General features: G+C 72.7%; 25 protein-coding genes. 11 read left to right on the top strand and 14 right to left on the bottom strand.

Annotated features, from left to right (window positions below; translation table 11 throughout):
• Positions 1–519: an O-acetyl-ADP-ribose deacetylase gene (locus O7600_RS15930; RefSeq protein WP_281588162.1), complete on the top strand. Its 519-nt coding sequence runs from the start codon at positions 1–3 to the stop codon at positions 517–519.
• Here the strand turns inward: O7600_RS15930 and O7600_RS15925 are convergent.
• The 7 genes from O7600_RS15925 to O7600_RS15895 all read right to left on the bottom strand — a co-directional run bounded on the left by O7600_RS15925 (position 512) and on the right by O7600_RS15895 (position 8,031).
• Positions 512–1,417, bottom strand: coding sequence for a GNAT family N-acetyltransferase (locus tag O7600_RS15925; RefSeq protein ID WP_281588160.1), 906 nt, complete (start codon positions 1,415–1,417; stop codon positions 512–514). The two genes, O7600_RS15930 and O7600_RS15925, sit on opposite strands and share 8 nt — an antisense overlap.
• 93 nt (positions 1,418–1,510) lie before the next feature.
• A complete protein-coding gene (locus O7600_RS15920) occupies positions 1,511–2,518 on the bottom strand; it encodes a LacI family DNA-binding transcriptional regulator (protein WP_281588157.1) in 1,008 nt (335 codons plus the stop codon).
• A 19-nt stretch (positions 2,519–2,537) separates the two neighbouring features.
• Positions 2,538–3,905: a GH1 family beta-glucosidase gene (locus O7600_RS15915; RefSeq protein ID WP_281588154.1), complete on the bottom strand. Its 1,368-nt coding sequence runs from the start codon at positions 3,903–3,905 to the stop codon at positions 2,538–2,540.
• Positions 3,902–4,735 (bottom strand): carbohydrate ABC transporter permease, encoded by an 834-nt coding sequence (locus O7600_RS15910; RefSeq protein WP_091569244.1) that lies wholly within the window; start codon positions 4,733–4,735, stop codon positions 3,902–3,904. The genes O7600_RS15915 and O7600_RS15910 overlap by 4 nt, the downstream gene beginning before the upstream one ends.
• Positions 4,732–5,721, bottom strand: coding sequence for a sugar ABC transporter permease (locus O7600_RS15905; RefSeq protein WP_099163530.1), 990 nt, complete (start codon positions 5,719–5,721; stop codon positions 4,732–4,734). Before O7600_RS15905 ends, O7600_RS15910 begins: the two co-directional genes overlap by 4 nt.
• Before the next feature lie 68 nt (positions 5,722–5,789).
• Positions 5,790–7,097 carry an extracellular solute-binding protein gene (locus O7600_RS15900; RefSeq protein ID WP_099163531.1) on the bottom strand — a complete coding sequence of 436 codons (1,308 nt, stop codon included), beginning with the start codon at positions 7,095–7,097 and terminating at the stop codon, positions 5,790–5,792.
• Positions 7,098–7,275: 178 nt separating this feature from the next.
• A complete protein-coding gene (locus O7600_RS15895) occupies positions 7,276–8,031 on the bottom strand; it encodes a maleylpyruvate isomerase family mycothiol-dependent enzyme (RefSeq protein WP_281588149.1) in 756 nt (251 codons plus the stop codon).
• A gap of 70 nt (positions 8,032–8,101) precedes the next feature.
• Here O7600_RS15895 and O7600_RS15890 point away from each other — a divergent pair, with 70 nt between their 5' ends.
• Complete coding sequence (locus O7600_RS15890; RefSeq protein WP_281588147.1) at positions 8,102–9,193, top strand: UDP-N-acetylmuramate dehydrogenase; 1,092 nt, start codon at positions 8,102–8,104, stop codon at positions 9,191–9,193.
• 16 nt (positions 9,194–9,209) lie between these two features.
• Here O7600_RS15890 and O7600_RS15885 read toward each other — a convergent pair whose 3' ends face one another.
• Positions 9,210–9,998: a class I SAM-dependent methyltransferase gene (locus tag O7600_RS15885; RefSeq protein ID WP_281588144.1), complete on the bottom strand. Its 789-nt coding sequence runs from the start codon at positions 9,996–9,998 to the stop codon at positions 9,210–9,212.
• A 2-nt stretch (positions 9,999–10,000) separates the two neighbouring features.
• Entirely contained in the window at positions 10,001–10,765 is a 765-nt protein-coding gene (locus tag O7600_RS15880; RefSeq protein ID WP_281588142.1) for an SDR family NAD(P)-dependent oxidoreductase, read from the bottom strand.
• 171 nt (positions 10,766–10,936) lie between these two features.
• On the opposite strand from O7600_RS15880, the gene mshA reads away from it, so the two are divergent.
• From mshA to O7600_RS15865, 3 genes are all read left to right on the top strand, one after another.
• Complete coding sequence (gene mshA / locus O7600_RS15875) at positions 10,937–12,298, top strand: D-inositol-3-phosphate glycosyltransferase (protein ID WP_281588140.1); 1,362 nt, start codon at positions 10,937–10,939, stop codon at positions 12,296–12,298.
• Positions 12,299–12,346: 48 nt separating this feature from the next.
• Positions 12,347–12,880, top strand: a complete 534-nt coding sequence (locus O7600_RS15870) for a YbjN domain-containing protein (RefSeq protein WP_091569278.1) — start codon at positions 12,347–12,349, stop codon at positions 12,878–12,880.
• A gap of 192 nt (positions 12,881–13,072) precedes the next feature.
• A complete protein-coding gene (locus O7600_RS15865; protein ID WP_281594172.1) occupies positions 13,073–14,017 on the top strand; it encodes a hypothetical protein in 945 nt (314 codons plus the stop codon).
• Between the two features lie 378 nt (positions 14,018–14,395).
• On the opposite strand, the gene O7600_RS15860 is transcribed toward O7600_RS15865, so the two are convergent.
• Both O7600_RS15860 and O7600_RS15855 read right to left on the bottom strand, forming a co-directional pair.
• Positions 14,396–15,643, bottom strand: a complete 1,248-nt coding sequence (locus O7600_RS15860) for an MFS transporter (protein ID WP_281588138.1) — start codon at positions 15,641–15,643, stop codon at positions 14,396–14,398.
• An 80-nt stretch (positions 15,644–15,723) separates the two neighbouring features.
• Positions 15,724–17,049: an MFS transporter gene (locus O7600_RS15855; protein WP_281588136.1), complete on the bottom strand. Its 1,326-nt coding sequence runs from the start codon at positions 17,047–17,049 to the stop codon at positions 15,724–15,726.
• A 150-nt stretch (positions 17,050–17,199) separates the two neighbouring features.
• Between O7600_RS15855 and O7600_RS15850 the strand changes: the two genes are divergently transcribed.
• Positions 17,200–17,967, top strand: a complete 768-nt coding sequence (locus tag O7600_RS15850) for a phosphoglyceromutase (RefSeq protein ID WP_281588134.1) — start codon at positions 17,200–17,202, stop codon at positions 17,965–17,967.
• A gap of 71 nt (positions 17,968–18,038) precedes the next feature.
• On the opposite strand, the gene phoU is transcribed toward O7600_RS15850, so the two are convergent.
• Positions 18,039–18,683 (bottom strand): phosphate signaling complex protein PhoU, encoded by a 645-nt coding sequence (gene phoU / locus O7600_RS15845; protein ID WP_091569299.1) that lies wholly within the window; start codon positions 18,681–18,683, stop codon positions 18,039–18,041.
• A 201-nt stretch (positions 18,684–18,884) separates the two neighbouring features.
• Between phoU and O7600_RS15840 the strand changes: the two genes are divergently transcribed.
• From O7600_RS15840 to O7600_RS15830, 3 genes are all read left to right on the top strand, one after another.
• A complete protein-coding gene (locus O7600_RS15840; RefSeq protein ID WP_172967910.1) occupies positions 18,885–20,177 on the top strand; it encodes an ATP-binding protein in 1,293 nt (430 codons plus the stop codon).
• Positions 20,178–20,198: 21 nt separating this feature from the next.
• On the top strand, positions 20,199–20,882 hold the full coding sequence (locus O7600_RS15835) for a response regulator transcription factor (protein ID WP_099163537.1): 684 nt from the start codon (positions 20,199–20,201) through the stop codon (positions 20,880–20,882).
• A gap of 751 nt (positions 20,883–21,633) precedes the next feature.
• On the top strand, positions 21,634–22,185 hold the full coding sequence (locus tag O7600_RS15830; RefSeq protein ID WP_281588128.1) for a hypothetical protein: 552 nt from the start codon (positions 21,634–21,636) through the stop codon (positions 22,183–22,185).
• Between the two features lie 49 nt (positions 22,186–22,234).
• Here the strand turns inward: O7600_RS15830 and O7600_RS15825 are convergent, their stop codons facing one another.
• Positions 22,235–22,888 carry an NAD(P)-binding domain-containing protein gene (locus O7600_RS15825; RefSeq protein ID WP_281588126.1) on the bottom strand — a complete coding sequence of 218 codons (654 nt, stop codon included), beginning with the start codon at positions 22,886–22,888 and terminating at the stop codon, positions 22,235–22,237.
• Between the two features lie 139 nt (positions 22,889–23,027).
• Here O7600_RS15825 and O7600_RS15820 point away from each other — a divergent pair, with 139 nt between their 5' ends.
• Complete coding sequence (locus tag O7600_RS15820; protein ID WP_281588124.1) at positions 23,028–23,606, top strand: TetR/AcrR family transcriptional regulator; 579 nt, start codon at positions 23,028–23,030, stop codon at positions 23,604–23,606.
• 45 nt (positions 23,607–23,651) lie between these two features.
• Here the strand turns inward: O7600_RS15820 and O7600_RS15815 are convergent, their stop codons facing one another.
• A complete protein-coding gene (locus O7600_RS15815) occupies positions 23,652–24,458 on the bottom strand; it encodes a hypothetical protein (RefSeq protein WP_281588122.1) in 807 nt (268 codons plus the stop codon).
• A gap of 74 nt (positions 24,459–24,532) precedes the next feature.
• On the opposite strand from O7600_RS15815, the gene O7600_RS15810 reads away from it, so the two are divergent.
• Positions 24,533–25,477 carry a Ppx/GppA phosphatase family protein gene (locus tag O7600_RS15810; protein ID WP_281588120.1) on the top strand — a complete coding sequence of 315 codons (945 nt, stop codon included), beginning with the start codon at positions 24,533–24,535 and terminating at the stop codon, positions 25,475–25,477.
• Positions 25,478–25,538 lie beyond the last annotated feature (61 nt).

Here is a 25,538-nt window from a genome sequence, read left to right as displayed (position 1 = left end):
ATGGACACGGTGCTGATCGAGGGGGACATCACCGCGCAGCGGGTCGACGCGATCGTCAACGCCGCCAACTCCTCCCTGCTGGGCGGCGGGGGAGTGGACGGCGCGATCCACCGGCGCGGCGGGCCGGCGATCCTGGCCGAGTGCCGGGCGCTGCGTGCCTCCCGCTACGGCCGGGGGTTGCCCACCGGCCAGGCGGTCGCCACCACGGCCGGCGAGCTGCCGGCGCGCTGGGTGGTGCACACGGTCGGGCCGGTCTTCTCCCCGCGCGAGGACCGGTCGGCGCTGCTGCGCGACTGCTACGCCAACAGCCTGCGGATCGCCGACGGGCTGGGCGCGACCCGGGTCGCGTTTCCGCTGATCTCGGCCGGGATCTACGGCTGGCCGGTGGAGGACGCGGTGACCCAGGCGTTGACCGTGCTGCACGCGGCCACCCCGGCGCACGTCGTCGAGGCCCGGCTGGTCCTGTTCGGCGCGGACACGTACGCGACCGCGGTGCGGGTCGCCGCCGGGCTCAGCTGAGCGTGCGCCGGCACGACCACTGGCTGTCCACCGGCCGGTAGCCGAGGCGGGCGTTGATCGCCAGCATCGGCGCGTTCGCCTCGTCGTTCGAGGTGTACGCGGTCCGCACCCCGCGCGTAGCGGCGACGTGCAGCGCGGCCTGCTTGGTCAGCCGGGCCAACCCCCGCCCCCGGTACGCGGGCAGCGTGCCGGTGAAGTCCGACCACATCCGGTCCCCGTCCCGCTTCACCAGGCTCAACGCCACCAGCTCGCCGTCCACCTCGGCGACCGTGCTGGCCTCCCGGTCCAGGCCCAGGTTCTCCCAGCACTCGTGCAGCCAGAGGTCGTAGTCGAGTGCGTCGGTCGGCACGTCGCCCGGCTCGTCCCGGGCCGACTCGGCGTCGATGCGGTGGACCCGGCGCGGGTCGAGCCCGGCGGTCGGCAGCAGCCGTACGCCGGGCGGCGGCTCGGGCATCGGCGGGGCCGGGTCCAGATCGAGCGCCGAGTAGCGCATCTCCCGACTGGCGGTGAAGCCGTGCCGCTGGGCGAACGGCAACGACTCGGCGCGCGCGTTGGCGAGGACCCGGGTCGACCCGAGGGTCCGCAGGTGACCGAGCGCGGCGTCGAACAGCGCGGTGCCGACGCCCCGGCCGCGGTGGTCGGGATGGACGTGCAGGGTGGAGATCTCACCCACGCCCGGCGTCGAGGTCTGAATGTTGCGGTACGCCGACGCCCAGCCGACCACCTGCCCGTCCGCCTCGGCGACCCAGGCCGCCCAGTCCTCGCCGGGCGGCGGCTCGGCGATCATCCGGCGGGTCGACGCGACACCCCGGACCAGGTAGGGAAAGACGATCGCGCGCAACGCCACTACGGCGGGCGCGTCCTCGGCACGGGCACGACGGATCTCGACGTCAGTCATCCGCGCGACCCTAGCCACGCCTCGTCGGCGTCGCGACCGGTTTGTTAAGCGGGGCCCCCTCCTCTACCGGAGGCGTTAACAGGGGGCCCCTCCTTACGCGGAATCGCGCAGCACCAGCTCCGTGGGCAGCACCAGCGCCTGCTCGACGTCCTCGCCCGCCGCGATCCGCAGCAGCTGCCGGGTCATCGACCGCCCCAGTTCCACTATTGGCTGCCGCACCGTGGTCAGCGGCGGCTCGGTGTACGCGGCCGTCTCGATGTCGTCGAACCCGATCACCGCGACGTCCTCGGGCACCCGCCGGCCGGCCTCGCGCAGGGCCCGCATGGCCGCGTGTGCCATCAGGTCGGAGGCGGCGAACACCGCGTCCAGCTCCGGGTCGGCGGCGAGCAGTTCGCGCATCGCGGCGGTGCCGGACTCGCGGGTGAAGTCACCGTACGCGACCCGTTCCGGCAGCCCAGCGGCGGCGAGCGCGGCACGGTAGCCGATCAGGCGCTCGATGCCCGCCACCATGTCCTGCGGCCCGGCGATGGTGGCGATCCGTCGCCGCCCGGTCGTGATGAGGTGCTCCACCGCGCGGGTGACACCGCCCTCGTGGTCCACGTCCACGTACGGCACGTCGGCGCCGTCGAGCGGACGACCGCTGCACACCACCGGGATGCCGAGCCGGGCCAGCCGGCCGGGCAGCGGGTCCTCGCCGTGCAGCGAGGCGAAGAGCACGCCGTCGACGTGCCGCCCGGTGGTGTACCGCTCGACCCGTTCGTGCCCGGCCGGCGAACCGGCGAGCATCAGCACGAGCTGCTTGTCCGCCGCCTCCAGCTCCTGCGCCGCCCCCCGGATGATGCCCGGGAAGACCTGGTCGTCGGAGAAGACCCGGGTGGCCGCCTCGGGCATCACCAGCGCGATCGAGTCGGTGCGCTGGGTGACCAGGCTGCGGGCGGCGAGGTTCGGGACGTACCCGAGTTCCTCGACCGCCCGGCGCACCGCCTGCTGGATCGACTCGGCCACGGTGGTGGAGCCGTTCACCACCCGGGAGACCGTGGCCCGGGACACGCCGGCCCGCCGGGCCACCGCCTCCAGGGTCGGCCGCTGTGCCGTCGTCATCCCCGTTACCACCACCTCGTCACAGCCCGTTCCGGGCGATCACCTCCTGGTACCAGCGGGCACTCTGCTTGGGTGTGCGCCGCTGGGTCAGGTAGTCGACGTGGACGATCCCGAAGCGCTTCCGGTAACCCTCGGCCCATTCGAAGTTGTCCAGCAACGACCATACGAGATAGCCGCGCAGGTCGACCCCGCGGGCGATGGCGGCGTGCGCCGCGCGCAGGTGCCCGTCGAGGTAGGCGGTGCGGTCGGTGTCGGCCACCCGGCCCGACTCGTCCCGGGCCGAGTCGGGGAACGCGCCGCCGTTCTCGGTGATCATCAGCGGCAGCCCGGGGTGGTCGGCCGCCACCCGCTCCAGCAGTCGCGTCAGTCCGGCCGGCTCGATCGACCAGCCCATGTCGGTGAGCGACCCGGTCGCCGGCAGGAACTCGACCGACCCGGCGGTGCCCGGGTACGCGTCGCTGCCGCCGCCGTCCGCCCGGCCGGCCACGTAGGTGGGCGAGTAGTAGTTCAGGCCGAGCAGGTCCAGCGGCGCGGCGATCATCTTCTCGTCGCCGTCCCGGACGAAGTCGGTCGGGACGATCCGACTCACGTGCGCCAGCACGTCCTCCGGGTAGCCGGCGCCGGTGAGCGGATCGAGGAAGATCCGGTTGTGCAGGCCGTCGACCAGCCGGACCGCGTCGGCGTCCGCGGCGCTGCCGGCGTCCGCCGGCTGCACGTCGGCCAGGTTGAGCGTGATCCCGAGCGTCTCCGCGCCGGCCGCGCGCAGCGCCCGCGCCGCCAGGCCGTGGCCGAGCAGCAGATGGTGTACGGCCCGGAACGCGTCCCCGGCGTCCCCCCGCCCCGGGGCGTGCACCCCGTTGCCGTAGCCGAGGTAGGCCGAGCACCACGGCTCGTTGAGCGTGGTCCAGGTGCGGATCCGGTCGCCGAGCCGCTGGTGCACGGCGACCGCGTAGTCGGCGAAGTGCTCGGCGGTCTCCCGGACGGTCCACCCGCCCCGGTCCTCCAGCCCCTGCGGCAGGTCCCAGTGGTAGAGCGTGACGATCGGGTCGATGCCGGCGTCCAGCAGCGTGTCGGTGAGCCGGTCGTAGAAGTCCAGGCCGCGCGGCTCGACCGGGCCGGTGCCGTCCGGCCGCACGCGCGGCCAGGCGACCGAGAACCGGTACGCCCGCAGCCCCAGCTCGGCCATCAGCGCGACGTCGTCGGCGTACCGGTGGTAGTGGTCGCAGGCCACGTCGCCGGTGTGGCCCTGGAACACCGCCCCCGGCGTACGGCTGAAGGTGTCCCAGACGGACGGGCCGCGACCGTCCTCGCGGGCGGCGCCTTCGATCTGGTACGCGGCGGTGGCCGCCCCCCAGACGAACCCCTCGGGGAAACGGAGACCCGTCATGCCTTCACCGCACCTTCCATGATGCCGCCGATGATCTGGCGGCCGAAGACGACGAACACCAGCAGCAGCGGCAGCGTGGCGATGGCCGTGCCGGTGAACACCTGCGACATGTCCTGGTAGTAGCCGTCGGAGAGGGCCCGCAGCGACAGCTGCACGGTCGGGTTCTCCGGGTCGTTGAGCACGGCGTAGGGCCAGAGGAAGTCGTTCCAGGTGGTCATGAACGTGAGCAGGCCGAGCACGGCGGCGGCCGGGCGCAGCGCGGGCAGCACCACGTTCCAGTAGATCCGCGCGGTGTTGCAGCCGTCCATCCGGGCCGCCTCGATCAGCTCGGTGCTGACCGCCTGGCCGGCGTACTGGCGCATCATGAACACGCCGAAGCCGGTGACCAGCGCGGGCACGATCACGGCGGGCAGCCGGTCGTTCCAGTTGAGCTTCGTCATCAGCAGGTAGAGCGGGATGACGCCGAGCTGGGTGGGGACCATCATGGTGGCGATGATCGCCAGCAGCAGCGCGTTGCGGCCACGGAAGCGCAGCTTGGCGAACGCGAACCCGGCCAGGGTGGAGAAGAAGACCACCGAGACGGTCACCGTGACGGCCACGATCGTCGAGTTGATCAGGCCGGTGAGGAAGTAGGCGTCGGTGTTGTCGAACAGCCGGGCGATGTTGGCGCCGAGGTTGCCGCCGGGGGTGAGCGGTGGCGGCACCTGCCCCATCGCGTCGCTGGTGCGGCTGGCCACCACGAACATCCAGTAGATCGGGAAGATCGACAGCAGCGCGGAGATGGTCAGCGCCAGGTAGGTGAGTCGGCTGGCCGACCAGAGGCGGTTCATCGGGAGACCTCCTTGCGGGAGCCGCCGCCGAGCCGGCGCAGGAGCAGCACGTTGATCGCCGCGACGATCGCGATCAGCGCGAAGAGCAGCCAGGCGATGGCCGAGCCGTAGCCGAAGTTGTAGTGCGGGGCGAAGGCGTTCTCGAACATGTACATGGTCACCGTCTGCGATTCGCGCAGCGGCCCGCCGCGGATCGCGTTGGTGCCGGAGTTGAACATCCGGGGCTCGGTGAAGAGCTGGAGGCCGCCGATGGTGGAGATGATGACCGCGAAGACGATCGTCGGCTTGAGCAGCGGCACGGTGATGGACCAGAACTGCCGGGCCCGGCCGGCGCCGTCGATCGACGCCGACTCGTACAGGTCGCGCGGGATGGCCTGCATGGCGGCCAGGAAGATCAGCGCGTTGTAGCCGGTCCACCGCCAGTCGACCATGGTGGAGATGGCGACCCAGGCGGCGAACCTGTTCGCCTTCCAGTCGATCGCGCTCACGCCGACATGGTCGAGCAGCCAGTTGATCATGCCGAAGTCGCGACCGAAGAGCACCGCGAAGACGATCGCCACCGCGGCGGTCGAGGTGACGTTCGGGACCAGCACCGCCATCCGCCAGGTGGTGCGGGCGCGCAGCTGTCGGTTGAGCAGGTTGGCCAGCCAGAGCGCGGCCAGCAGCTGCGGGACGGTGGAGATGACGAAGATGCCCAGCGTGTTGACCACCGAGTGCCAGAAGTCCGGGTCGGCGAGCAGCTGGCTGTAGTTGTCGAACCCGATGAACGGGTGCTCGGCGCCGAGCAGGTCCCAGTCGTGCAGCGAGACCCAGAACGTGTACGCCAGCGGGTAGGCCCCGAAGACGCCGAAGAGCAGGAAGAACGGGGCGATGTAGAGGTAGGGCGAGTATTTCGTGTCGAACCGGCTGAGCCGGGCACCCCGTGCGGGACGGCTGTGTCGGGGTGCCGGTGCGACCGGCGGGCGGGCGTCGAGCTGGACGGCCATGACCCGGGACTCCTTTCCGCCGTGCGGGCGGCACCCGTCACCGGGACCGCCCGCACGCGCTGCTCGGGTTACTTGGCGGCGGCCTTCTCGGCGTTGGCGACCGCGTCGGTCCAGCCCTGCTGCGGGGAGCGCTTGCCCAGCTCCACGGTGCGCACGGCGTTCTCCACCTCGGTGCGGACGGCCTGGTTCTTCGGGCCCATGTAGACCGGCTTCAGGCTCTTGGCGCCCTCGGCGAAGATCTTGCCGACGGGGGCCTCGGAGAAGTAGGCGTTCTTCGAGTCGAGGATCGCCGGGTCGGCCAGCGCCTGCGGCGACGAGGGCAGCGGGCCCTTCGCCTTGAACGCGCCGATCTGACCCTTGGCGCTGGTCAGGAACTTGGCCAGCTCGATCGCCTCGGCCTGGTGCTTGCTCTGCTTCGGCACGGCGAGGAACGAGCCGCCCCAGTTGCCGCCGTTGCCGGGGATCTGGGCGATGTCCCACTTGCCCTTGGCGGCCGGGCCGGCGTTGCCCTCGATCACCCCGGTCATCCAGGCCGGGCAGGCGATGGTGGCGAACTTCGACTGCTTGAAGGCGGAGACCCACTCCTCCGACCAGGAGCCGTACTTGCCGGAGAGGCCGGAGTCGATGATGTCCATCGTGGTGTCGTACGCCTGGCGTACCGCCGGGTTGCTGCCCACGACCAGGTTGTTGCTGGTGTCGTAGTAGCTGTAGCCGGTGGTGTTGCCGGCGTTCTGCAGCAGGATGGTGTTGAACGTGTTCGTCGCGGCGTCGAGGAACGCGGCGCCGGTCTTCTTCGCGGTGAACTGCTCGCCGACCCTGATGTAGTCCTGCCAGGTGGGCCAGAGCTTGGACACGGCCTCCCGGTCGGTGGGCAGCCCGGCCTTGGCGAACAGGTCCTTGCGGTAGCACATGGCCATGCCGCCGACGTCGGTGCCGAGGCCGATGAGCTGCTTGCCGTCGGCGGTGAGGCCCTGGTTCCACTTCCAGTCGAGGAAGTTGCCCTTCAGCTCGCCCGCGCCGTGGTCGAGCAGGTTGACGAAGTTCTGCGGGTTGGCCTTGTACTCGACCAGCAGCCCTTCCTCGATGGCCACGATGTCGCCGGCGCCCTTGCCCGCGGCGAGCCACTGGGTGAGCTTGGGCGAGTACTCGTCGAGGTTGCTGCCGGTGCCCCGCTCGACGATCTTCACGTCGGGGTGGCTGGCCATGTACTCCTGGTAGAGATCCGCGTAGCCGAGCTGGCCGAAGGTGTCGACGGTGAGGGTGATCGGCCCGTCGGAGGCGGCCTCGTCGCCGCCGCCGCAGCCGGTGGTGCCGAGCAGTGCGGTGGCGGCGACCAGGGCCACCGCCGCCAGTCGACGGCGCGTGAAGGTGAGCATGCTGTCCTGACCTCTCGGGGTCGTAACGGGTGGTGGAAGGCGGTTCCGGTACTAAGAGAGCGCTCTCACGACAGCGTGCTGGGTGGCCCCCATCCTGTCAAGAGAGCGCTCTCAGAGCGTCCGAAAAAAGCGGAGAGGGGCGATGACCGCCCCTCTCCGCCCGGTATCGGGTGCTGTGTCAGCCCACCCGCAGGCCGTCCAGCAGGCCGCGGTCGCCGGCCACCCCCAACGTGTCGAAGCTGACCCGGCCCATCAGCGCCAGCAGCAGGTCGCTGGCGGTGCCGGTGACCTGGGCGCGGGCCCGGTGGTCGTCGTGGTCCAGGATCGTCGCGGTGTCCAGCAGCGCGATCCCCTCGCCACGCAGCCGCAGGTACCACTCCTGCGCGGCGTCCGTCGCGGTCAGCTGCACCACGCCGTGCCACTGGCCCGGTCGGGTCCGCCGGCCGGCCGGCAGCCAGGTGTCGAGCACCTCGCTCACCCCGTCGGCGGCGAGCTTGGCCTCGATCGGCTCACCCGCCGCGATGGCCAGCTGGGCGTCCCACCGGTGCACCGCCGTCTCGTGCGCCATCCGGCGCGGCCAGAAACCGGCCTTCTTCGGCTGGGGCGCGAAGTTCCAGGCCGGCGCCTCCGGGTCCAGCGCGTCGAAGAGCGCGTTCAGGCGCTCGTACTCCTGGACGTACCACTGGGCCGGGGTCAGACCGGCCGGCGGCTCCGGGTCGCGCCGCTCCGGCCGGCTGGTGGAACCGGCGGTCAGCACCGTGCCCGCCCAGACGTAGATCCTGGTCAGGTGGTGGGCGAGATCGGTGACCGTCCAGCCGGGACAGGACAGCACCGGTGTCTCGGGAGGCGCCTCCGACACCGCCGCGGCGAAGGCCGGACCCTCCGTCCGCAGCGCGCCGATCCAGAAGTCCTTCGTGTGGTGCAGTCTGCTCATCGCCATCCTCCCGGGGGTGACCGGGCCACCAGTGGGTGCCGCGGCTACCCCTCAGCCTAGGGTGAAAGGCGTGTCAGACGTCTACGCCGAACCGACGACCGCCGCCGGCCCGACCGATCCGGCCTCCCTGGCGCGCTACACCACGCTACGCCTCGGCGGTCCGGCCGGCCGGCTGGAGATCGCCACCGACGCCGACGAGATCGTGCGGAAGGTGCGCGAGGCCGAGGCCCGCGAGGAGGCCGTGCTGGTGCTCGCCGGCGGCAGCAACGTGGTGATCGGCGACCAGGGCTTCCCGGGCACCGTCGTGCTCGTCCGCTCACGCGGGTTCCGGGTCGTCGCCGAGGAAGGCGACACCGTCACCGTACGCGTCGCCGCCGGCGAGCCCTGGGACGACCTGGTCGCGGCCACCGTCGAGCGCGGCTGGTCGGGTCTGGAGTGCCTCTCCGGCATCCCCGGCTCGGCCGGCGCGACGCCGATCCAGAACGTCGGCGCGTACGGCCAGGAGGTGGCCGAGACGATCGTCGCTGTCGAGGCGTACGACCGCACGCACCACGAGGTGGTGCGGATGGCGGCGGCGGACTGCGGGTTCGCCTACCGGGGCAGCATCTTCAAGTACAGCGACCGCTGGGTCGTGCTCTCGGTCGACTTCCGGCTCACCCGCTCGCCGCTCTCCGGTCCGGTCCGCTACGCCGAGCTGGCCCGGGCGCTCGGTGTCGAGGTGGGCGACCGGGTGCCGCTGGCCGACGCCCGGGCCACCGTGCGCCGGCTGCGGGCGGGCAAGGGCATGGTGCTCGACGCGGCGGACCCGGACACCTGGTCGGTGGGCTCGTTCTTCACCAACCCGGTGCTGGAGCGCGAGGCGTACGAGCTGCTCCGGGAGCGCGCGGCCGAGCTCGGCGAGCCGCCGCACTGGCCCGGCGCCGGCGACGTGGTGAAGGTCAGCGCCGCCTGGTTGATCGACAAGGCCGGCTTCGGCAAGGGGTACGCCGGCCCGGAGGGCGTCGCCATCTCCGGCAAGCACACGTTGGCGCTGACGAACCGCTCCGGCGCGGCCAGCACCGCCGCCCTGGTGGCCCTGGCCCGCGAGATCCGCGACGGCGTCCACGCCCGGTTCGGCGTCCCCCTCCACCCGGAGCCCGTCCTCGTCAACTGCACCATCTGACCGCCCCGCGGGGCCGTCAGGAGGGGGCGACGGTGGACCAGGGGAGGGTGAGGTAGCCGTGGCGCCAGGTGCGGGGCGTGTCCTGGATCGGCCAGCCGGACTCCTTCACCGCCGCCACGGCGCGCAGCCAGCGCTGCCGGGGGCCGAAGGGGGCGTAGCCGGCGGCGGAGCGCCAGGCCTGTTCCAGCGTGTCGAGCAGGTCGTGCACGCGCTCACCGGGCACGTTGCGGTGGATCAGCGCCTTCGGCAGCCGCTCGGCCAGCGTCGCCGGGCTCTGCAGCGCGGTCAGCTTCGCGGCCAGCGTGAGCGTGCGCGGTCCGGCCGCGTCGAGCAGCACCCACGCGCCGAGCCGACCCAGTTCGTCGCAGGTCCCCTCGACCAGCAGGCCGTCCGGCGCCAGCCGTCCGGTGACCGCCCGCCAGGCGTCGGCCACCTCGCTCTCGTCGTACTGGCGCAGCACGTTGAAGGCCCGCACCAACGCCGGGCGCAAACCGGCCAGCTCGAAGCCGCCCCGGGCGAACGTGAGCCCGGGCGGGTCCGCGGCCGGCTCGGCGGCGGCCACGCGTACCGGATCGATCTCCAGCCCGACCACCCGCACGTCCGCGCGGACCCGGGCGGCGAGCCGGGCCCGCAGTTCGAGCGGGGTGACCGGGGTGGCGCCGTAGCCCAGGTCCACCACGAGCGGGTCGGCGGCGGCGCGCAGCGCGTCCCCGCAGGTCTCGACGATCCAGTTGTCCACCCGCCGGAGCCGGTTCGGATTCGTCGTGCCCCGGGTGACCACCCCGAGCGGCCGGCGCGGTTCCACGGTCAGGACGTCCGGTGCACCTTGTGCTGGGCGGCCTGGGCCAGCGGGCGCACCACGAGTTGGTCGACGTTGACGTGGTGCGGCCGGGTGGCGCACCACGCGACGCAGTCGGCCACGTCGTCGGCGACCAGCGGTTCGGCGACGCCGGCGTAGACCGCCTCGGCGCGGTCCGCGTCCCCGCCGAACCGGACCAGGCCGAACTCCTCGGTCCGCACCATGCCCGGGTCGATCTCGACCACCCGGACCGGCCGGCCGCACAGCTCCAGCCGGAGCGTGCCGGCGACGGCGGTCTGCGCGTGCTTCGCGGCCGTGTAGCCGCCGCCGCCCTCGTAGACGACGTGGCCGGCGGTGGAGCTGACGATCACCACGGTGCCCGCGCCGGACCGTTCCAGCGCGGGCAGCAGCGCCTTGGTGACCCGCAGCGTGCCGAGCACGTTGACGTCGTACATCCACTGCCAGTCGCGTACGTCGGCGGTCTCGACCGGGTCCAGGCCGCGTGCGCCGCCGGCGTTGTTCACCAGCAGCGCGACCGGCCCGGGCGCGGCGTCGGCGGCGGCGGCCAGGCCGGCGACGGACTCGTCCGAGGTCACGTCGCACGCCACCGCGGTGGCCGCGCCGCCGGCCGCCTCGATCTCGGCGACCAGCGCGGCCAGCCGGTCGGTACGCCGCGCGGCGGCGAGCACGTGGAAACCCTCGGCGGCCAGCCGGCGGGCGGTGGCCGCCCCGATCCCGCTGGACGCTCCGGTGACGATGGCGACTGAGGTCATCCGGACATTCTCTCCCGCCGCCCCGCTGCCCGCCGTGATGAGGTCCGTCACGCCGGGGAACCCGCCGCAGGCATTTCCGAACCCCGATGGGGAAGATGACACCCGGCGTACGGGTTGACCGAGAAGCGCCGGTCGTGCGGGACGGCATCAACCGTGACAGAGGGAGCGGACGTGGCGGAGTTGCACACCGGTGTCGGTCGTCAGCGAGGCGCCCTGCCGTGGCCCCGGCCGCGCCGCATCGCCACCCTCTCGGTGCACACCTCGCCGCTGCACCAGCCGGGCACGGGCGACGCGGGCGGGATGAACGTCTACATCCTGGAGGTCGCCCGACGGCTGGCCGAGGCCGACGTCGAGGTGGAGATCTTCACCCGGGCCACCTCCGGCGACCTGCCCCCGGTGGTGGAGATGGCGCCCGGGGTGACCGTCCGGCACGTCACCGCCGGGCCTCTGGAGGGGCTGACCAAGGAGGAACTGCCCGGCCAGCTGTGCGCGTTCACCGCCGGTGTGCTGCGGGCCGAGGCGGCCCGCCCGCCCGGCCACTACGACCTGATCCACTCGCACTACTGGCTCTCCGGCCAGGTCGGCTGGCTGGCCAAGGAGCGCTGGGGCGTGCCGTTGGTGCACACCGCGCACACCCTGGCCAAGGTCAAGAACGCCCGGCTCGCCAGCGGGGACCGGCCCGAGCCGAAGGCCCGGGTGATCGGTGAGGAGCAGGTGGTCACCGAGGCCGACCGGCTGGTCGCCAACACCCGGGTGGAGGCCCGTGACCTGCTCGACCGGTACGCGGCCGAGCCCGGCCGGGTGGCCGTGGTGGAGCCGGGCGTGGACCTGGACCGGTTCCGTCCCGCCGCCGGTGACCGGGAGGCCGCGACCCGCGCCGCCCGCCGCCGCCTCGGCCTGCCGACCGACGGGCACGTGGTGGCGTTCGTCGGCCGGATCCAGCCGCTCAAAGCGCCGGACGTGCTGGTCCGCGCGGTGGCCGCGCTGCGCGAGCGGGAGCCCGCGCTGGCCGACGAGGTGACCGTGGTGATCTGCGGTGGCCCGAGCGGCAGCGGCCTGGAGCGGCCGACCGCCCTGATGGAGCTGGCCCACTCGTTGGGCGTCGCCGACCGGGTGCGCTTCCTCCCGCCGCAGACCGGCGACCGCCTGCCCGATCTCTACCGCGCCGCCGACCTGGTCGCCGTGCCGTCGCACAACGAGTCCTTCGGGCTGGTCGCGCTGGAGGCCCAGGCGTGCGGCACGCCGGTGCTGGCCGCCGCCGTGGGCGGGCTGGTCACCGCCGTACGCGACGGAGTCAGCGGGATGCTCATCGACGGGCACGACCCGGTCGACTGGGCGCGGGCGCTGGCCCGCCTGCTGCCCGACCGGCTGCGCCGCGCCTCGCTGGCCCGGGGCGCCGAGCGGCACGCCCGCGCCTTCTCCTGGCAGCGGACCGTCTCCGGGCTGCTCGCGGTCTACGGGGAGGCGATCACCGAGCACCGGGCCCGGCTGGCCGGCCGGCTCGGTGACCCGGCCCTCACCTGTTCCTGGTGACCCGTCGCCGTCGGGCGGGGCGGGCCGGGCGACCGTAGAGTGGGTGCGATGAGCCGCAGGAGTGAGGTCGCCGCGCTGATCGAGGCCGTCTGTGCCGAGCGGGAGCTGGAGTGGGAAGCCACCGGCGAGGCGTCGTACGCGGTGACCCTGCCCGGCACGCACAAGCTCAAGACGATCTGCAACCTGATCGTCGGTGAGCACGCGCTGCGGATCGAGGCGTTCGTGATGCGCCAGCCCGACGAGCGGCGCGAGGAGCTGTGGGCCTGGCTGTTGCAGCGCAACGCGCGGATGTACGGCGTCTCGTTCTCCATCGACACGGTCGGCGACGTCTACCTGACCGGCCGGGTCAACCTGGCCGGACTCGACGCCGACGAGCTGGACCGGCTCTTCGGCTCGGTGCTGACCTACGCCGACGAGTCGTTCGACAGCATGCTGGAGATCGGGTTCGGCACGGCCATCCGACGGGAGTGGGAGTGGCGGGTCAAGCGGGGCGAGTCGACCGCCAACCTGGCCGCGTTCGCCCACCTCTTCGAGCCCTCGACGCCGGCCGGCTCGGCCGCCGGAGGTTCGGAGTCCTCCTGACGGGTATGCCGCACCGCGCGGTGCGGAGTGTGTGTGGGGACCCACCGCGAGCCGAGGACGGACTGTCGAGGAGCGTGTCCCATGGCTCAGCGCAACAGCTCAGGTCGCGGCACGACCGCGACCCGGACCAAGCGGCAACCCGGTAACCAGACGCCGAACACCCCGAGGGTGTCGGAGTCCGACATCTCCCGGATGAAGGTCGACGACATCCGGAGCCAGCTCCGCCGGCGTGGGGTCTCCGGGACCTCCGCGCTGCGCAAGCCGGAGCTGGTGAAGACCCTGGCCCGGACCATGCGGTCGGAGGGTCGCGGCGGCGCCGCCCGGCGAAGCACCGGCCCGGCCGGTCGCCCGGCGGCGAAGAAGACCACGGCGGCGAAGAAGACCGCCGCCGCGAAGAAGACGACGGCGGCCCGCCGGAAGGCCACGTCTCCGGCCAAGTCCGCGCCGGCCGCCCGCGCCACCGGCGCCCGGGCCAAGGCGACGGGTACGCGCAGGGCGGCTCCCGCCCGCGCGAAGGCGACCGCCGCGCGGGCGAAGGCCGCCCCGGCGCGAAAGGCGTCGTCAGCCCGCGCGACGGCTTCGCCCTCCCGGGCCAAGGCTGCTCCGTCGCGGGCCAAGGCAGCTCCGTCGCGGGCGAAGGCGGCCCCCTCGCGGGCCAAGGCAGCTCCGTCGCGGGCCAAGGCAGCTCCTTCCCGGGCGAAGGCGGCCCCCTCGCGGGCCAAGGCGGCCCCGGCGCGGAAGGCCGCATCCGCGCGGGCGCAGGCCGCGCCGACGCTCGGTCCGGCGTCCAGCCGGTCGATCGGGTCGTCGCAGCTCATCACCTCGCTCGCGGATCGTCCGGAACGTCCCGGCCGGAGCCTGGTCACCCGCAACCACGAGGTGATCCAGCGGTGGGCGCGGGCGCGGGGCGCGAAACCGGCGACCATCGCCGGGACCGAGCGCGGCGACCGGCCCGGGGTGCTGACGTTCAACATCCCCGGCTACCGGGAGAGCAGCCGGATCCGGGAGGTCACCTGGGACGACTGGTTCCGGACGTTCGACTCGCGGCGGCTGAACCTGATCTACCAGGAGCAGATGCGGGACGGTCGGCAGAGCAACTTCTTCCGGACCGAGAACCCGAATCGCGAGGACGGCTGAGGTTTGTGGGAATGGTCGCCGGGAACCCCGTGTTGGCCATCCCAGAGACCGGAGCAGGGACAGCCGGATCACCGCCACACACGCTGTGACGGGCGAGACAGCGATCTGGGTTGAATCCGGAATCCGGTCGAACTAACTTTATTGCACCGCGTCACGCTTGTTTTCGTTCGGGGGAGCGGCGGATCGATCAGATCCGCGCAGGCGAGACGCGAAGATCGGGTGGAGCACACCGTTGGGGGACGGTGCCGCCCGTGGAACCGGCGGCGCGAGCGGGCGACGCTTACGGGGGTGAGTGTCGCCCGCCGCCGCCGGGCGTACGGTACGAGCGTCCATCTCGACGGGGGTCGGGGTGGGCGCTCGGCCGTTCCTGAGCCCGGTTCAGCGCGCGCGGACCGGGTGCCGCGTCGCCGCCCGCAGCGCCGCGACCCGGCGCTCCCGAGGCGGCCCGGCGAGCAGGTGCCCGGCCGCGGCGACCAGGCCCAACCCGCCCACCACCAGCCAGTGCCGCTCGCCGAGGTGCTCCAGGCTCAGCCCGCCGAGCGCCGGCGCCACGAACGACGCCGCCGGGAACGTCAGGTAGAACACCGACTGGTAACGGGCCCGTAGCTCGGGCGGGGCCAGGTCCGCGTTGATCTGCGCGTTCGGCGGCGCGGCGAGCATCTGCCCGACCGTCCAGACCACCGCCGCGCCGAGATAGAGCGGCAGCCCGTCGGCGACGGTCAGCGTGCCGAATCCGAGCGCCATCAGGCCGGTGGACACGGCCAGCACCGTCGACCTGCGGTACGGCTCGATCAGCCGTGGGACGAAGAGCTGCCCGGCCACGATCAGCGCCCCGCCCAGCGCCACCACCAGCCCGTACGCCGACGGACGCAGCCCGTCCGCGCGCATCGCCAGCGGCATGATGGTCGACGTCTGCATGGTCAGCACGGCCAGCAGGAAGGTCAGCCCGACGAAGGTGAGGAAGGTGCGGTCGGTCAGCGCGGTGTGCAGGCCGGGACGCCGCCCCACCACCGCGTGCGGGGTGACCGCCGGCCGGCGGGTCAACGTCTCCGGCACCTTCAGCGCGATCACCACGGCCGCCGCCAGCGTGGCCCCGGCGTCGACCAGGAACAGCGCCAGGAAGCTCGCCTCGGCGAGCACCCCGGCCAGTAGCGACGCCACCGCCATGCCCAGGTTGAACGCCCAGAACTGGAGGTTGAAGGCGCGGGACCGACGGGCCTCCGGCACCACGTCCACGATGGCCGCCACGAACGCCGGGCTGGGCATCGAATGCGCCACCCCGACCAGGGCGGCGAGCACGGCGATCACCGCGAGGTGCCGGCTGAACGCCAGCGCTGCCATCAGGCCGGCCGCCGTGAGGTGCGCGGCGAGCAGGGTGGCCCGCCGGCCCCACCGGTCCGCCAACACCCCGCCGAGCAGCGTGCCGGCCGCGCCCCCGATGCCGTACGCGCCGACCACCAGCCCGGCCAGCGTCGGCGAGGCACCCCGCGCGGCGGTCAGGTAGAGCGAGAGGAACAGCAGCGCGAACGCGCCGGCCCGATTGATCAGCAGGCCGGACCAGAGGTACCAGAAGGTGGCGGGCAACCCGCCGGCCGTGTCGTCCCACCAGCGCCGCAGGCCGCGCACCCGTCCTCCAGGAAAGTTTCCTTACCGATGCCCCCGCGTACCGTATCCGCCGCTCCGGCGGCCGGCACGCGGGGGCGTACTCAGGAGCCGACCCGGACCGGCTCGGCGGGCGAGGTGGCCGCGGCCTCGGCCGCTTCCGGCGCCGGGGTGTGGGTGGCGGTGACCGGCGTGACCGGTGTGCCGACGGCGCGGAGCCGGGCCGCGCGCCGCTCCCGGGCCGGGCCGGAGACCAGGTGGGCGACCGCCGCCACGGCGCCGATGCCGGCGCAGCCGAGCCAGAGCGCGCTGTTGCCGGCGTGCTCGCGCACCAGGCCGCCGAGGATCGGCGCGGCGGCGCCGGCGAGCTGCCAGGAGAGCGAGAAGACGCCCTGGTAGCGGCCGCGCAGCGCGGCCGGTGACAGCTCCGCGATGAGCGTGGCGTTGGACGGCGAGTTGAGCATCTCGCCGAGCGTCCAGATCAGCACGGTCAGGCCGTAGAGCCAGACCGTGTCGGCGAACGCGGTGAGCCCGAACCCGACGCCCATCACCAGCGCCGCGAGCGCCAGCACGTGCGAGCGGCTCCGGCCCCTGATGAGCCGGGGCACGAAGAGTTGGCCGACCACGATGAGCACGCCGTTGAGCGCGATCACCGAGCCGTAGGTGGCCGGGCTGAGCCCGGAGTCGCCCATCGCGATCGGCAGCATCGAGATGTGCTGGAGGAACACCAGCGCGGCGAGCAGGTTGAGCGCCACGAAGCCGAGGAAGACCCGGTCGGCGAGGATAGTCCGCAGCGCGCCGGCGGGTGCGGACGCGCCCCTGACGACGGGGCCGGTGGGCGTGGCCCGGGTCTCCCGGACCCGGGTGAAGATGATCAGGGCGGTGACCACCGTCGTGGTCGCGTCCACCAGGAAGAGCAGCAGGTAGCCGGCCTGGGCGGCGAAGCCGGCGAGGACCGCGGCGCAGGCGAAGCCGAGGTTGATCGCCCAGTAGTTCAGCGAGAAGGCCCGCAGCCGGTCCTTCTCCGGCACCACGTCGACCATCATGGCGCCGAAGGCCGGGCGGGCCGCCTCGGCGAACGTGCCGAGCAGCAACGCGCCCACGGCCACCGCCCAGAGCGGCCGGGCCAGGCCCAGCGCGACCATCATGGTGGCCGCGCCGAGGTGCGCGGTCAGCAGCGTGGGCCGGCGACCCCAGCGGTCGGTCAGCGTGCCGCCGACGGTGGTGCCGACCGCGCCGCCGACGCCCCAGAGCCCGATCACCAGACCCGCCTGGGAGGCGGAGAAGTCGCGCTCCTGGGTGAGGTAGATGGCGAGGAAGACCAGGATGAACGAGCCGAGTCGGTTGATCAGGGTGCCGGTCCAGAGGTACCAGAACGCCCTTGGCAGCCCGCCCGCCGTCTCCTGGAACCAGCCCCGCACCGTCCGCATGCCGACGCCCCCGCTCGGTAATGACCGACCTCTGCCGGATGCCTTACAACCTAGTCCCGCCCCGGAACGCCGGTCATCCGCATTTCCACGTGGTGGTCGTCACCACCGGTCCCCGCGTGTCCGCCGGGCCGGTACGGCAGGATGATCCGCATGACTGCGAGCGAAGGGCCCACCATCGGGACGCTGGTCCTGCTGCGGCACGGCGAGAGCGACTGGAACGCCAAGAACCTCTTCACCGGCTGGGTCGACGTCGACCTGACCGCCAAGGGCGAAACCGAGGCGCGGCGCGGCGGCGAGCTGCTCCGCGAGCACGACCTGCTGCCGGACGTGGTGCACACCAGCCTGCTGCGCCGGGCGATCCGCACCGCCGAGCTGGCGCTGAACGCCGCCGACCGGCACTGGATCGCGGTGCGCCGGTCGTGGCGGCTCAACGAGCGCCACTACGGCGCGCTTCAGGGCAAGAACAAGAAGCAGACCCTGGACGAGTACGGCGAGGAGCAGTTCATGCTCTGGCGCCGGTCGTACGACACGCCGCCGCCGCCGATCGACGACACGGACGAGTGGTCGCAGGTCGGCGACCCCCGGTACGCGTTGCTGCCGCACGAGCTGATGCCCCGCACGGAGTGCCTCAAGGACGTCGTCGAGCGGATGCTGCCCTACTGGTACGACTCGATCGTGCCGGACATCCTGGCCGGCCGGACCGTGCTGGTGGCGGCGCACGGCAACTCGCTGCGGGCGCTGGTCAAGCATCTCGACCAGATCTCCGACGACGCGATCGCCAAGCTGAACATCCCCACCGGCATCCCGCTGCGCTACGACCTGGACGCGGACCTGCGCCCGCAGGTGCTCGGCGGGACGTACCTCGACCCGGAGGCCGCGAAGGACGCCGCCGCCGCAGTCGCCAACCAGGGCCGCTGAGGGTGTAAGGAAGGGCCCCTTCTTAACGCTGGGCTGGTTAAGAAGGGGCCCTTCCTTCACGCGGGGCGGGGTCAGCTGGACGGCGAACCGGTGATCAGGTAGACCACGTGCTCGCCGGCGTTCACCGCGTGGTCGGCGAAACGCTCGTAGAAGCGGCCCAGCAGGGTCGCGTCGATGGCGGTCTCCACGCCGTACGGCCAGTCGTCGCCGAGCAGCACGCCGAACAGGCTCTTGTGCAGGTCGTCCATCGCGTCGTCGTCCCGGTCCAGCTCCGCCGCCACGTCGGCGTCGGGCTTGGCCAGCACCGCGCCGATCTTCTCGGCCATCCGGTCGGCGATGCCGGCCATGTCGGTGAAGACCGGCCGCAGCTCGGCCGGGACCGCCGGCGAGGGGTGCCGGCGCAGCGCGGTCTTGGCCACGTGGTCGGCCAGGTCGCCCATCCGCTCCAGATCGGCGGCCACGTGCAGCGCCGTGATCATCGCGCGCAGGTCGGAGGCGACCGGCGCCTGACGGGCGAGCAGGTCGCAGACCCGCTCCTCCACGTGCCGGTAGAGGTCGTCGATCTCGGCGTCCCGCGCGATCACCGTCTCGGCCGCGGCGCGGTCGGCGGTGAGCAGCCCCCTGGTGGCCTGCCGCATGGCCGCGCGCACCGCCTCGGCCATGTCCACCAGCAGTTGGCTGACAATCTGCAGGTCGGCCCGGAACTCGTCGCGCATCGTCACTTCCTGGGGTCGGTTGCCGTCGCCGGGAGCGGCTACGGCGTGAGCAGGTGCGCGCCCCACGGTAGGCCGGACGGCCGGCACCAGGGTGAACGCGGATGAACGACGCGGGACCCGCAGGTGAACTTTCCCGGAAGCGAGAGTGGTTCGTCCCCTTGTGCCCGATCCCCGGGTTAACAATGACCCTACGATCGCCGGGTGGAATGGGCGGTGGCCATCGCGGTGGCCGTGGCGCTGGTGACCGGGCTGGTCGCCGGGTCGCTGCTGTCCGAGCCCGTCGGGGAATGGCGACGCCGCCGGGCGTCGCGGGGCGGCGGGACCTCCCGCCGTGACGCAGGGAGGCCGACGATTCCGGACGACCAGCAGGGGGGCCTCTCCGGGCTCGGCCGCAAGACGATCGACTCGTTGCGCGCCGGCGTGGTGGTGCTCGACCCGGACGACGTGCCGGTGCTCGTGAACCCGGCCGCCCGCGCGATGGGGCTGCTGCGCACCGGGGCGACACCCGGCTCGATCGCGGCGCACCCGTTGATCCGTACCCTCGCCGGGCAGGTCCGCCGCACGGGCGTGCGCCGCGAGATCGAGCTGGACCTGCCCCGGGGCCGCGACAGCTCCGGGGTCAACCCGCTCGGCGTGCACCTACGGGCCATGGGACTGGGCGCCGGTTACATCTCGATCGAGGCGGTCGACGTCACCGAGTCACACCGCCTGGCCCGGGTACGCCGGGACTTCGTGGCCAACGTCAGCCACGAGCTGAAGACCCCGATCGGCGCCCTCCAACTGCTCGCCGAGGCGTTGGTGGACGCCACCGAACCGGCCGGCGACGGCGCGCCCGACCTCTCCGAGGACCTGGTCGCCGCGCGACGGTTCGCCGAGCGGATCCAGCACGAGTCCACCCGGCTCGGCCGACTGGTGCAGGAACTGCTGGAGCTGACCCGGCTCCAAGGCGCCGAGCCGCAGCCCGCCCCCGAACCGGTCTCGCTGGACTGGGTGCTCGCCGAGGTGATCGACCGGACCCGCACCGCGGCCACCGCCCGCCGGGTGGAGATCGTCGTGGACGGGCAGCGGGGCCTGACCGCGTACGGCAGCGACAGCCAACTCGCGACCGCGGTGGCGAACCTGGTGGAGAACGCGATCACCTACTCGGCCGAGGACACCACGGTCCGGGTCACCGTGCGGGGCACCGACGAGTACGTCGAGGTCGCCGTCGCGGACCAGGGCATCGGCATCGCCCCGAACGAGGTCGACCGGATCTTCGAACGCTTCTACCGGGCCGACCAGGCCCGCTCCCGGGCGACCGGCGGCACCGGCCTGGGGCTGGCCATCGTCAAACACATCGCCAGCAACCATGGCGGTCGGGTGGATGTGTCGAGCACCCTTGGTGGGGGGTCGACGTTCACCCTCCGGCTGCCTGCCCGCCCCCCGGACGACCTGGAGGCGACACTCGCCTCCGCTGGGATCGAGGCCGGCCCGGCCGAGCTCCGGCAGGTCTGACCACAGGAAAGGAAACACCCGTTGAGCCGCGTACTGGTGGTCGAGGACGAGGAATCGTTCTCCGACGCCCTGTCCTACATGCTCCGCAAGGAGGGGTTCGAGGTCTCCGTCGCCGCGACGGGTCCCTCCGCCCTCACCGAGTTCGACCGGACCGGCGCCGACATCGTGCTGCTCGACCTGATGCTGCCGGAGATGTCCGGCACCGAGGTCTGCCGTCAGCTCCGCCAGCGCTCGCACGTCCCGATCATCATGGTCACCGCCCGGGACAGCGAGATCGACAAGGTGGTCGGCCTGGAGATCGGCGCCGACGACTACGTGACCAAGCCGTACTCGCCCCGTGAGCTGGTCGCGCGGATCCGCGCGGTGCTGCGCCGGCAGAGCACCGAGGCCAACGAGACGGGCGCGCCGACCCTGGCCGCCGGCCCGGTACGGATGGACATCGAGCGGCACGTGGTGACCGTCGACGGCGCCGGGGTGCAGCTTCCGCTCAAGGAGTTCGAGCTGCTGGAGCTGCTCCTGCGCAACGCCGGCCGGGTGCTCACCCGTGGCCAGCTCATCGACCGGGTCTGGGGCGCCGACTACGTGGGCGACACCAAGACGCTGGACGTACACGTGAAGCGGCTGCGCTCCAAGATCGAGCCGGAGCCGTCCGCGCCGCGCTACATCGTCACCGTCCGGGGCCTGGGCTACAAGTTCGAGCCGTGACCGTCGCGGCCCCCTCACCCCGCCACCTGACCGACTCCGGCCACGGCGGGTCGGGCCGCGCTGCCCGTGGTCTCTCGCCTCGTCGCACTGCTCCGTGTCCGCGTCGCGCCTGCTCATTCGTCTCGTGCCGCACCTCCCCGCTGTCCGTCTCACTCTCGGAGATCTTTGAAGCGATCGTCGGGCAGTCGTTGTTCGCCGCGAACGGAACTGTCGTCGATCGTCGCGGGCTGCAAGGGGCCGCTACGGCCTGCCCGGGCGGGCGGCGGGGGCGTCCGGTGTGCGGGGGCTGGTCTGCGGTTGGGTGGGCGTATCGCTCGTTGGCGGGCGGTGGGCACGGGGTGGGGTGTCTGCCAGGGCCGGGACACACCCATGGTGTTCCACTGACGGGGTTCGCGGCCGGTGGGTGGAACGTCATGGGTGTCTACGGGGGTCGGATGCACCCGTGTTGTTCCACCCCGCGCGGCCGGTGTGGGGTGGGTTGTCCGGTTCGGCGGTGGTGGGCGGCACCCTGGGCGCGGAATCGGCGGTGGGTCGGCGGCGTTGTAGACGGGTGAGCGACCGAGCAGGCGACCCCCCCGAGCCGCCCCGCCCCCGGCGGGGAATGACGGCAGACCGCCGGTCGTTACACATCATCCCGGCGCCGCGTAGAGGCTCCCCGGCCCCGCGAGCCAGCCGGATCCCCCAAGACTTCTTTGTGCGCCTGACGGTGCCCACACCCCCCGGTGTGTTGACCCCCGAATGGAGCCCCCTCATGAACACGATCCTGCGTAAGAGCATCCTGGGTATCGCTGGTCTGGCCTTCACCGGTGGCGTGTTCGCCGGCCCCGTCGCCGCCCACGCCGACACCCCCGCCCACGCCGCCGGTAAGCCCGTCGCGGTCGCCTCCGTGCAGGGTGAGCAGTCGAGCATCACGCTGAACGACGAGCAGACCGCCAACGCGAAGGCGATCATCGCCGCGACGAAGAAGGCCGGTCTGCCGGAGCGGGCCGCGGTCATCTCGATCGCCACCGCCCTGCAGGAGTCGAAGCTGGAGAACCTCGGGCACCTCGGCGACCGCAATGACCACGACTCGCTGGGCCTGTTCCAGCAGCGCCCGTCGAGTGGTTGGGGTACGCCGGAGCAGATCACCGACCCCGAGTACTCCACCCTGGCCTTCTTGAAGGGTCTGAAGCAGGTCGACGGCTGGGACAAGATGCCCCTGACCGAGGCCGCCCAGACCGTGCAGGTCTCCGCCTACCCCGACGCGTACGCGCAGTGGGAGAAGCAGGCCACCGACATCGTGGCCGAGCACTGGAACAAGTAAGACGTGAAGGCCGGCACCCCGGGTTCGGGGTGCCGGCCTTCACGCGTTCTCAGCGCACGACCTTGACGTTGAACAGGGGAGTGCCCAGCCGGCCGTAGAGGCGCAGCCAGATCGGCAGCAGCATCTCGGTGCCCCGTGCCGTGGTGATGTCGCCCAGGTCGATCACGTCGGTGTGGCCGAAGCTGGTGAGCAGGTCGACGACCACCTTCTTGGCCTCGGCGTCGTCGCCGGAGACGAAGACGCTGTGGTCACCGTCGGCGAGCTGCCGGGGGTGCGTCATCAGGTCGGCCGTGAGCGTGTTCAGCGCCTTGACCACCCGCGTGCGGGGGAACGCCCGCTGGATCCGCTCGGCGAGCGAGTCGTCGTTGACCACCGACAGGGTGGGCGGAAAGCCCTTGCTGAAGTCGAGCGGGTTGGCGATGTCGAGCAGGACCTTGTCGGCCAGGTTCTCCGCACCCGCCGCGTTCAACGCGGGCAGGGAGCCGTCGCCGTTGGTCGCGTTCACCACCAGGTTGGCCTCGGCGGTGGCGTCGGCGTGGCCGGCCAGGGTGACGCCGGAATGTCCGGCGGCCCACTCGCCCCAGTCTCCTGCCTGGGTGGCGGCGACGTCCCGGGTGCCGACCACGACGTCGTGCCCCAGCTCGGCCGCGCGAGCGGCGATGGCCCGCCCCACCATGCCGGTGCCCAGTACTGCGATGCGCATGTCGAATCCGTCCTCCGGTTACGGCGCGACCACGACTGCCACGCCCGATGCGACCGAGACTAACAGACAGGTCTGTCTACTAGAAGGGGTGAGGAGACGTACCGGTCTGTAGACTTCGCCGAACGACGGAGGAGGAACCATGGCCCGCACGCCCGCCGGCACCGCCCGGGACCGCATCCTGGAGACCGCGTTCCGGCTGTTCTACGCGTACGGGCCACGTGGCGTCGGGGTGGACACGGTGATCGCCGAGTCGGGCGTCGCCAAGGCCACCCTCTACAAGCACTTCCCACGCAAGGACGATCTGGTCCTGGCGTACCTGGACAAGGTCGACCAGGCCTGGTCCGGGGCGCTGCGGGACGCGGCTCGGGAGGCCGGTGACGATCCCCGGGCGCAGCTCGTCGGCATGTTCGACGCACTCGGCGGCGCCTGCCGCCGCGAGGGCTACCACGGCTGCGCGTTCATCAACACCGCGGCCGAGTCACCCGCCGGGAGCCCGGTGCACGCTCGTACCGTCGCGCACAAGAACGCGGTGCGGGCCTGGGTGACCGACCTGGCCCGGCAGGCCGGGGCGGCCGAGCCCGAGTTGCTGGCCCGTCAGCTGACCCTGCTGCTCGACGGCGGGCTGGCCGGCGGAGTGCTCGACGGCGACCCGGCGGTCGCCGACGCGGCGAAGCGGAGCGCCCACGCCCTGATCGACGCGGCGCTCCCGGAGCGTTAAGAGGGGTCCCCTCCTCTACCGGAGGCGTTAATAAGGGGCCCTTCCTTACTCGCTGGCCGGGTGGGGCGCGACCTGGCCCTGGCGGAAGCGGGCGGCGCAGAGTTCGGCCAGCTTCGCGTACGCGGGTGCGCCGACCAGCGCGGTCAACTCGGGCCCGTAGGAGAGGTACATCGGCTCGGCGCCGACGTGCGCGTCGGTGGACGAGGTGCACCACCAGTCCAGGTCGTGCCCGCCCGCGCCCCAGCCGCGCCGGTCGAACTCGGCGAGCGTGGAGATCAGCACCTTGGTGTTGTCCGGCCGGGTGTGCCACTCCTGGTCGCGGCGGACCGGCAGCTGCCAGCAGACGTCGGGCTTGTATTCCAGCGGGTGCACGCCGTCGCGCAGCGCCTGGGCGTGCAGGGCGCAGCCGCCGCCGCCGGCGAAGTCGGCGTCGTTGAGGAACACGCACGGCGCGTCGACGTCGCGGGTGGCGGTGCGGCGGGCCGAGGTCTTGCCGTCGACCGTGTCGTTCTCGGTCCAGTTCTTGAAGCCGCGGCGGAAGTGCTGCCAGGTCTCCGGCGTCAGCCGCTTGACCGCCGCCCGCACCCGCTTCTCGTCGTCCGAGTCGGTGAAGAACGCGCCGTGCGAGCAGCACCCGTCGGCGGCCCGCCCGGCGATGATGCCGTGGCAGCCCCGGCCGAAGACGCACGTCCAGCGGGACAGCAGCCAGGTCAGGTCGGCGCGGACGACGTGCTTCGGGTCGGCCGGGTCGACGAACTCGATCCACTCCCGCGGGAAGTCCAGCCCGACCTCGCGGCTGCGCGGGTCGTCGGGGTCGTCCACCAGCACGTGAAGCTCGATCTGCCCTGTCACCCGGACCAGCGTACGCGCGGTCACCCCGCCCGGCCGGCGAGCCGACGAAACGTGTTGCCCCTAGGGTTCTTCCCATGCGACTGGGTGTCCTCGACGTCGGTTCCAACACGGTGCACCTGCTGGTGGTCGACGCCCATCACGGCGCCCACCCCTGGCCGGCCCACTCCGAGAAGGTGGTGCTGCGGCTGGCCGAGCAGATCGGCCCGGACGGCGCGCTGACCGACACCGGCGCGGACGGGCTGGTCAAGGCCGTCGGCATGGCCCGCGCGGCGGCCGACGGGCTGGGCGCCGAGGACCTGCTGGCGTTCGCCACCAGCGCGGTCCGCGACGCCACCAACGCCGGCGAGGTGCTGTCCCGGGTCCGCGACGAGACCGGCGTACGCCTGGAGGTGCTCTCCGGCGCGGACGAGGCGCGGATGACGTTCCTCGCGGTGCGGCGGTGGTTCGGCTGGTCCGCCGGCCGGCTGCTGGCGATGGACATCGGCGGCGGTTCGCTGGAGCTGGCCGCCGGCATCGACGAGCACCCGGACGTCGCGGTGTCGCTGCCGCTCGGGGCGGGCCGGCTCAGCCGGGAGCGGCTGGCGGTCGACCCCGCCGGCCTGCTGCCGCCGCCGGCCGAGGCCGTGGAGGAACTGCGGGCATACGTGGACGCGCAGCTCGACCCGGTGGTGAAGCAGTTGACCGAGGTGGGTTGGGAGCGTCCGGTCGCGACCTCGAAGACGTTCCGCACGCTGGCCCGGTTGGCCGGGGCCGAGCCGTCCGGCGCCGGTCTCTGGGCCCGGCGCAGCCTGACCCGCACCGGCTTGCGCCAGGTGCTCGGGTTCGTCCGGCACATCCCGCCGGCCCAGTTGCCGGAGTTGGAGGGGGTCAGCGCGCAACGGGCCCACCAGCTCCTGGCCGGCGCGGTGGTGGCCGAGGCGGTCATGCGCCGGCTCGACGTCGACAGTCTGGACATCTGCCCCTGGGCGCTGCGTGAGGGAGTCATCCTGCGTCGGTTGGATCAGCTCGCGCCGATGTGATCCGCGCGGCCGCTCTGGGCGCTTTGCGGCTGCTCGTCCCGATGCCTCCTGGCGGGGGCGG

It is taken from the genome of Micromonospora sp. WMMA1998 (assembly GCF_027497375.1).
Taxonomy (GTDB): Bacteria; Actinomycetota; Actinomycetes; order Mycobacteriales; family Micromonosporaceae; genus Micromonospora; species Micromonospora sediminicola.
This window is presented reverse-complemented; position numbering and strand designations above follow the sequence as displayed.

Coding starts and splice junctions, on each gene's coding strand:
- O7600_RS15825 (WP_281588126.1), bottom strand. CDS start 22,888: ATGCGCATCGCAGTACTGGGCACCGGCATGGTGGGGCGGGCCATCGCC.
- O7600_RS15925 (WP_281588160.1), bottom strand. CDS start 1,417: ATGACTGACGTCGAGATCCGTCGTGCCCGTGCCGAGGACGCGCCCGCC.
- O7600_RS15910 (WP_091569244.1), bottom strand. CDS start 4,735: ATGAACCGCCTCTGGTCGGCCAGCCGACTCACCTACCTGGCGCTGACC.
- O7600_RS15870 (WP_091569278.1), top strand. CDS start 12,347: ATGAGCCGCAGGAGTGAGGTCGCCGCGCTGATCGAGGCCGTCTGTGCC.
- O7600_RS15830 (WP_281588128.1), top strand. CDS start 21,634: ATGAACACGATCCTGCGTAAGAGCATCCTGGGTATCGCTGGTCTGGCC.
- O7600_RS15905 (WP_099163530.1), bottom strand. CDS start 5,721: ATGGCCGTCCAGCTCGACGCCCGCCCGCCGGTCGCACCGGCACCCCGA.
- phoU (WP_091569299.1), bottom strand. CDS start 18,683: ATGCGCGACGAGTTCCGGGCCGACCTGCAGATTGTCAGCCAACTGCTG.
- O7600_RS15865 (WP_281594172.1), top strand. CDS start 13,073: ATGAAGGTCGACGACATCCGGAGCCAGCTCCGCCGGCGTGGGGTCTCC.
- O7600_RS15930 (WP_281588162.1), top strand. CDS start 1: ATGGACACGGTGCTGATCGAGGGGGACATCACCGCGCAGCGGGTCGAC.
- O7600_RS15895 (WP_281588149.1), bottom strand. CDS start 8,031: ATGAGCAGACTGCACCACACGAAGGACTTCTGGATCGGCGCGCTGCGG.
- O7600_RS15820 (WP_281588124.1), top strand. CDS start 23,028: ATGGCCCGCACGCCCGCCGGCACCGCCCGGGACCGCATCCTGGAGACC.
- O7600_RS15915 (WP_281588154.1), bottom strand. CDS start 3,905: ATGACGGGTCTCCGTTTCCCCGAGGGGTTCGTCTGGGGGGCGGCCACC.
- O7600_RS15855 (WP_281588136.1), bottom strand. CDS start 17,049: ATGCGGACGGTGCGGGGCTGGTTCCAGGAGACGGCGGGCGGGCTGCCA.
- O7600_RS15850 (WP_281588134.1), top strand. CDS start 17,200: ATGACTGCGAGCGAAGGGCCCACCATCGGGACGCTGGTCCTGCTGCGG.
- O7600_RS15900 (WP_099163531.1), bottom strand. CDS start 7,097: ATGCTCACCTTCACGCGCCGTCGACTGGCGGCGGTGGCCCTGGTCGCC.
- O7600_RS15920 (WP_281588157.1), bottom strand. CDS start 2,518: ATGACGACGGCACAGCGGCCGACCCTGGAGGCGGTGGCCCGGCGGGCC.
- O7600_RS15810 (WP_281588120.1), top strand. CDS start 24,533: ATGCGACTGGGTGTCCTCGACGTCGGTTCCAACACGGTGCACCTGCTG.
- O7600_RS15880 (WP_281588142.1), bottom strand. CDS start 10,765: ATGACCTCAGTCGCCATCGTCACCGGAGCGTCCAGCGGGATCGGGGCG.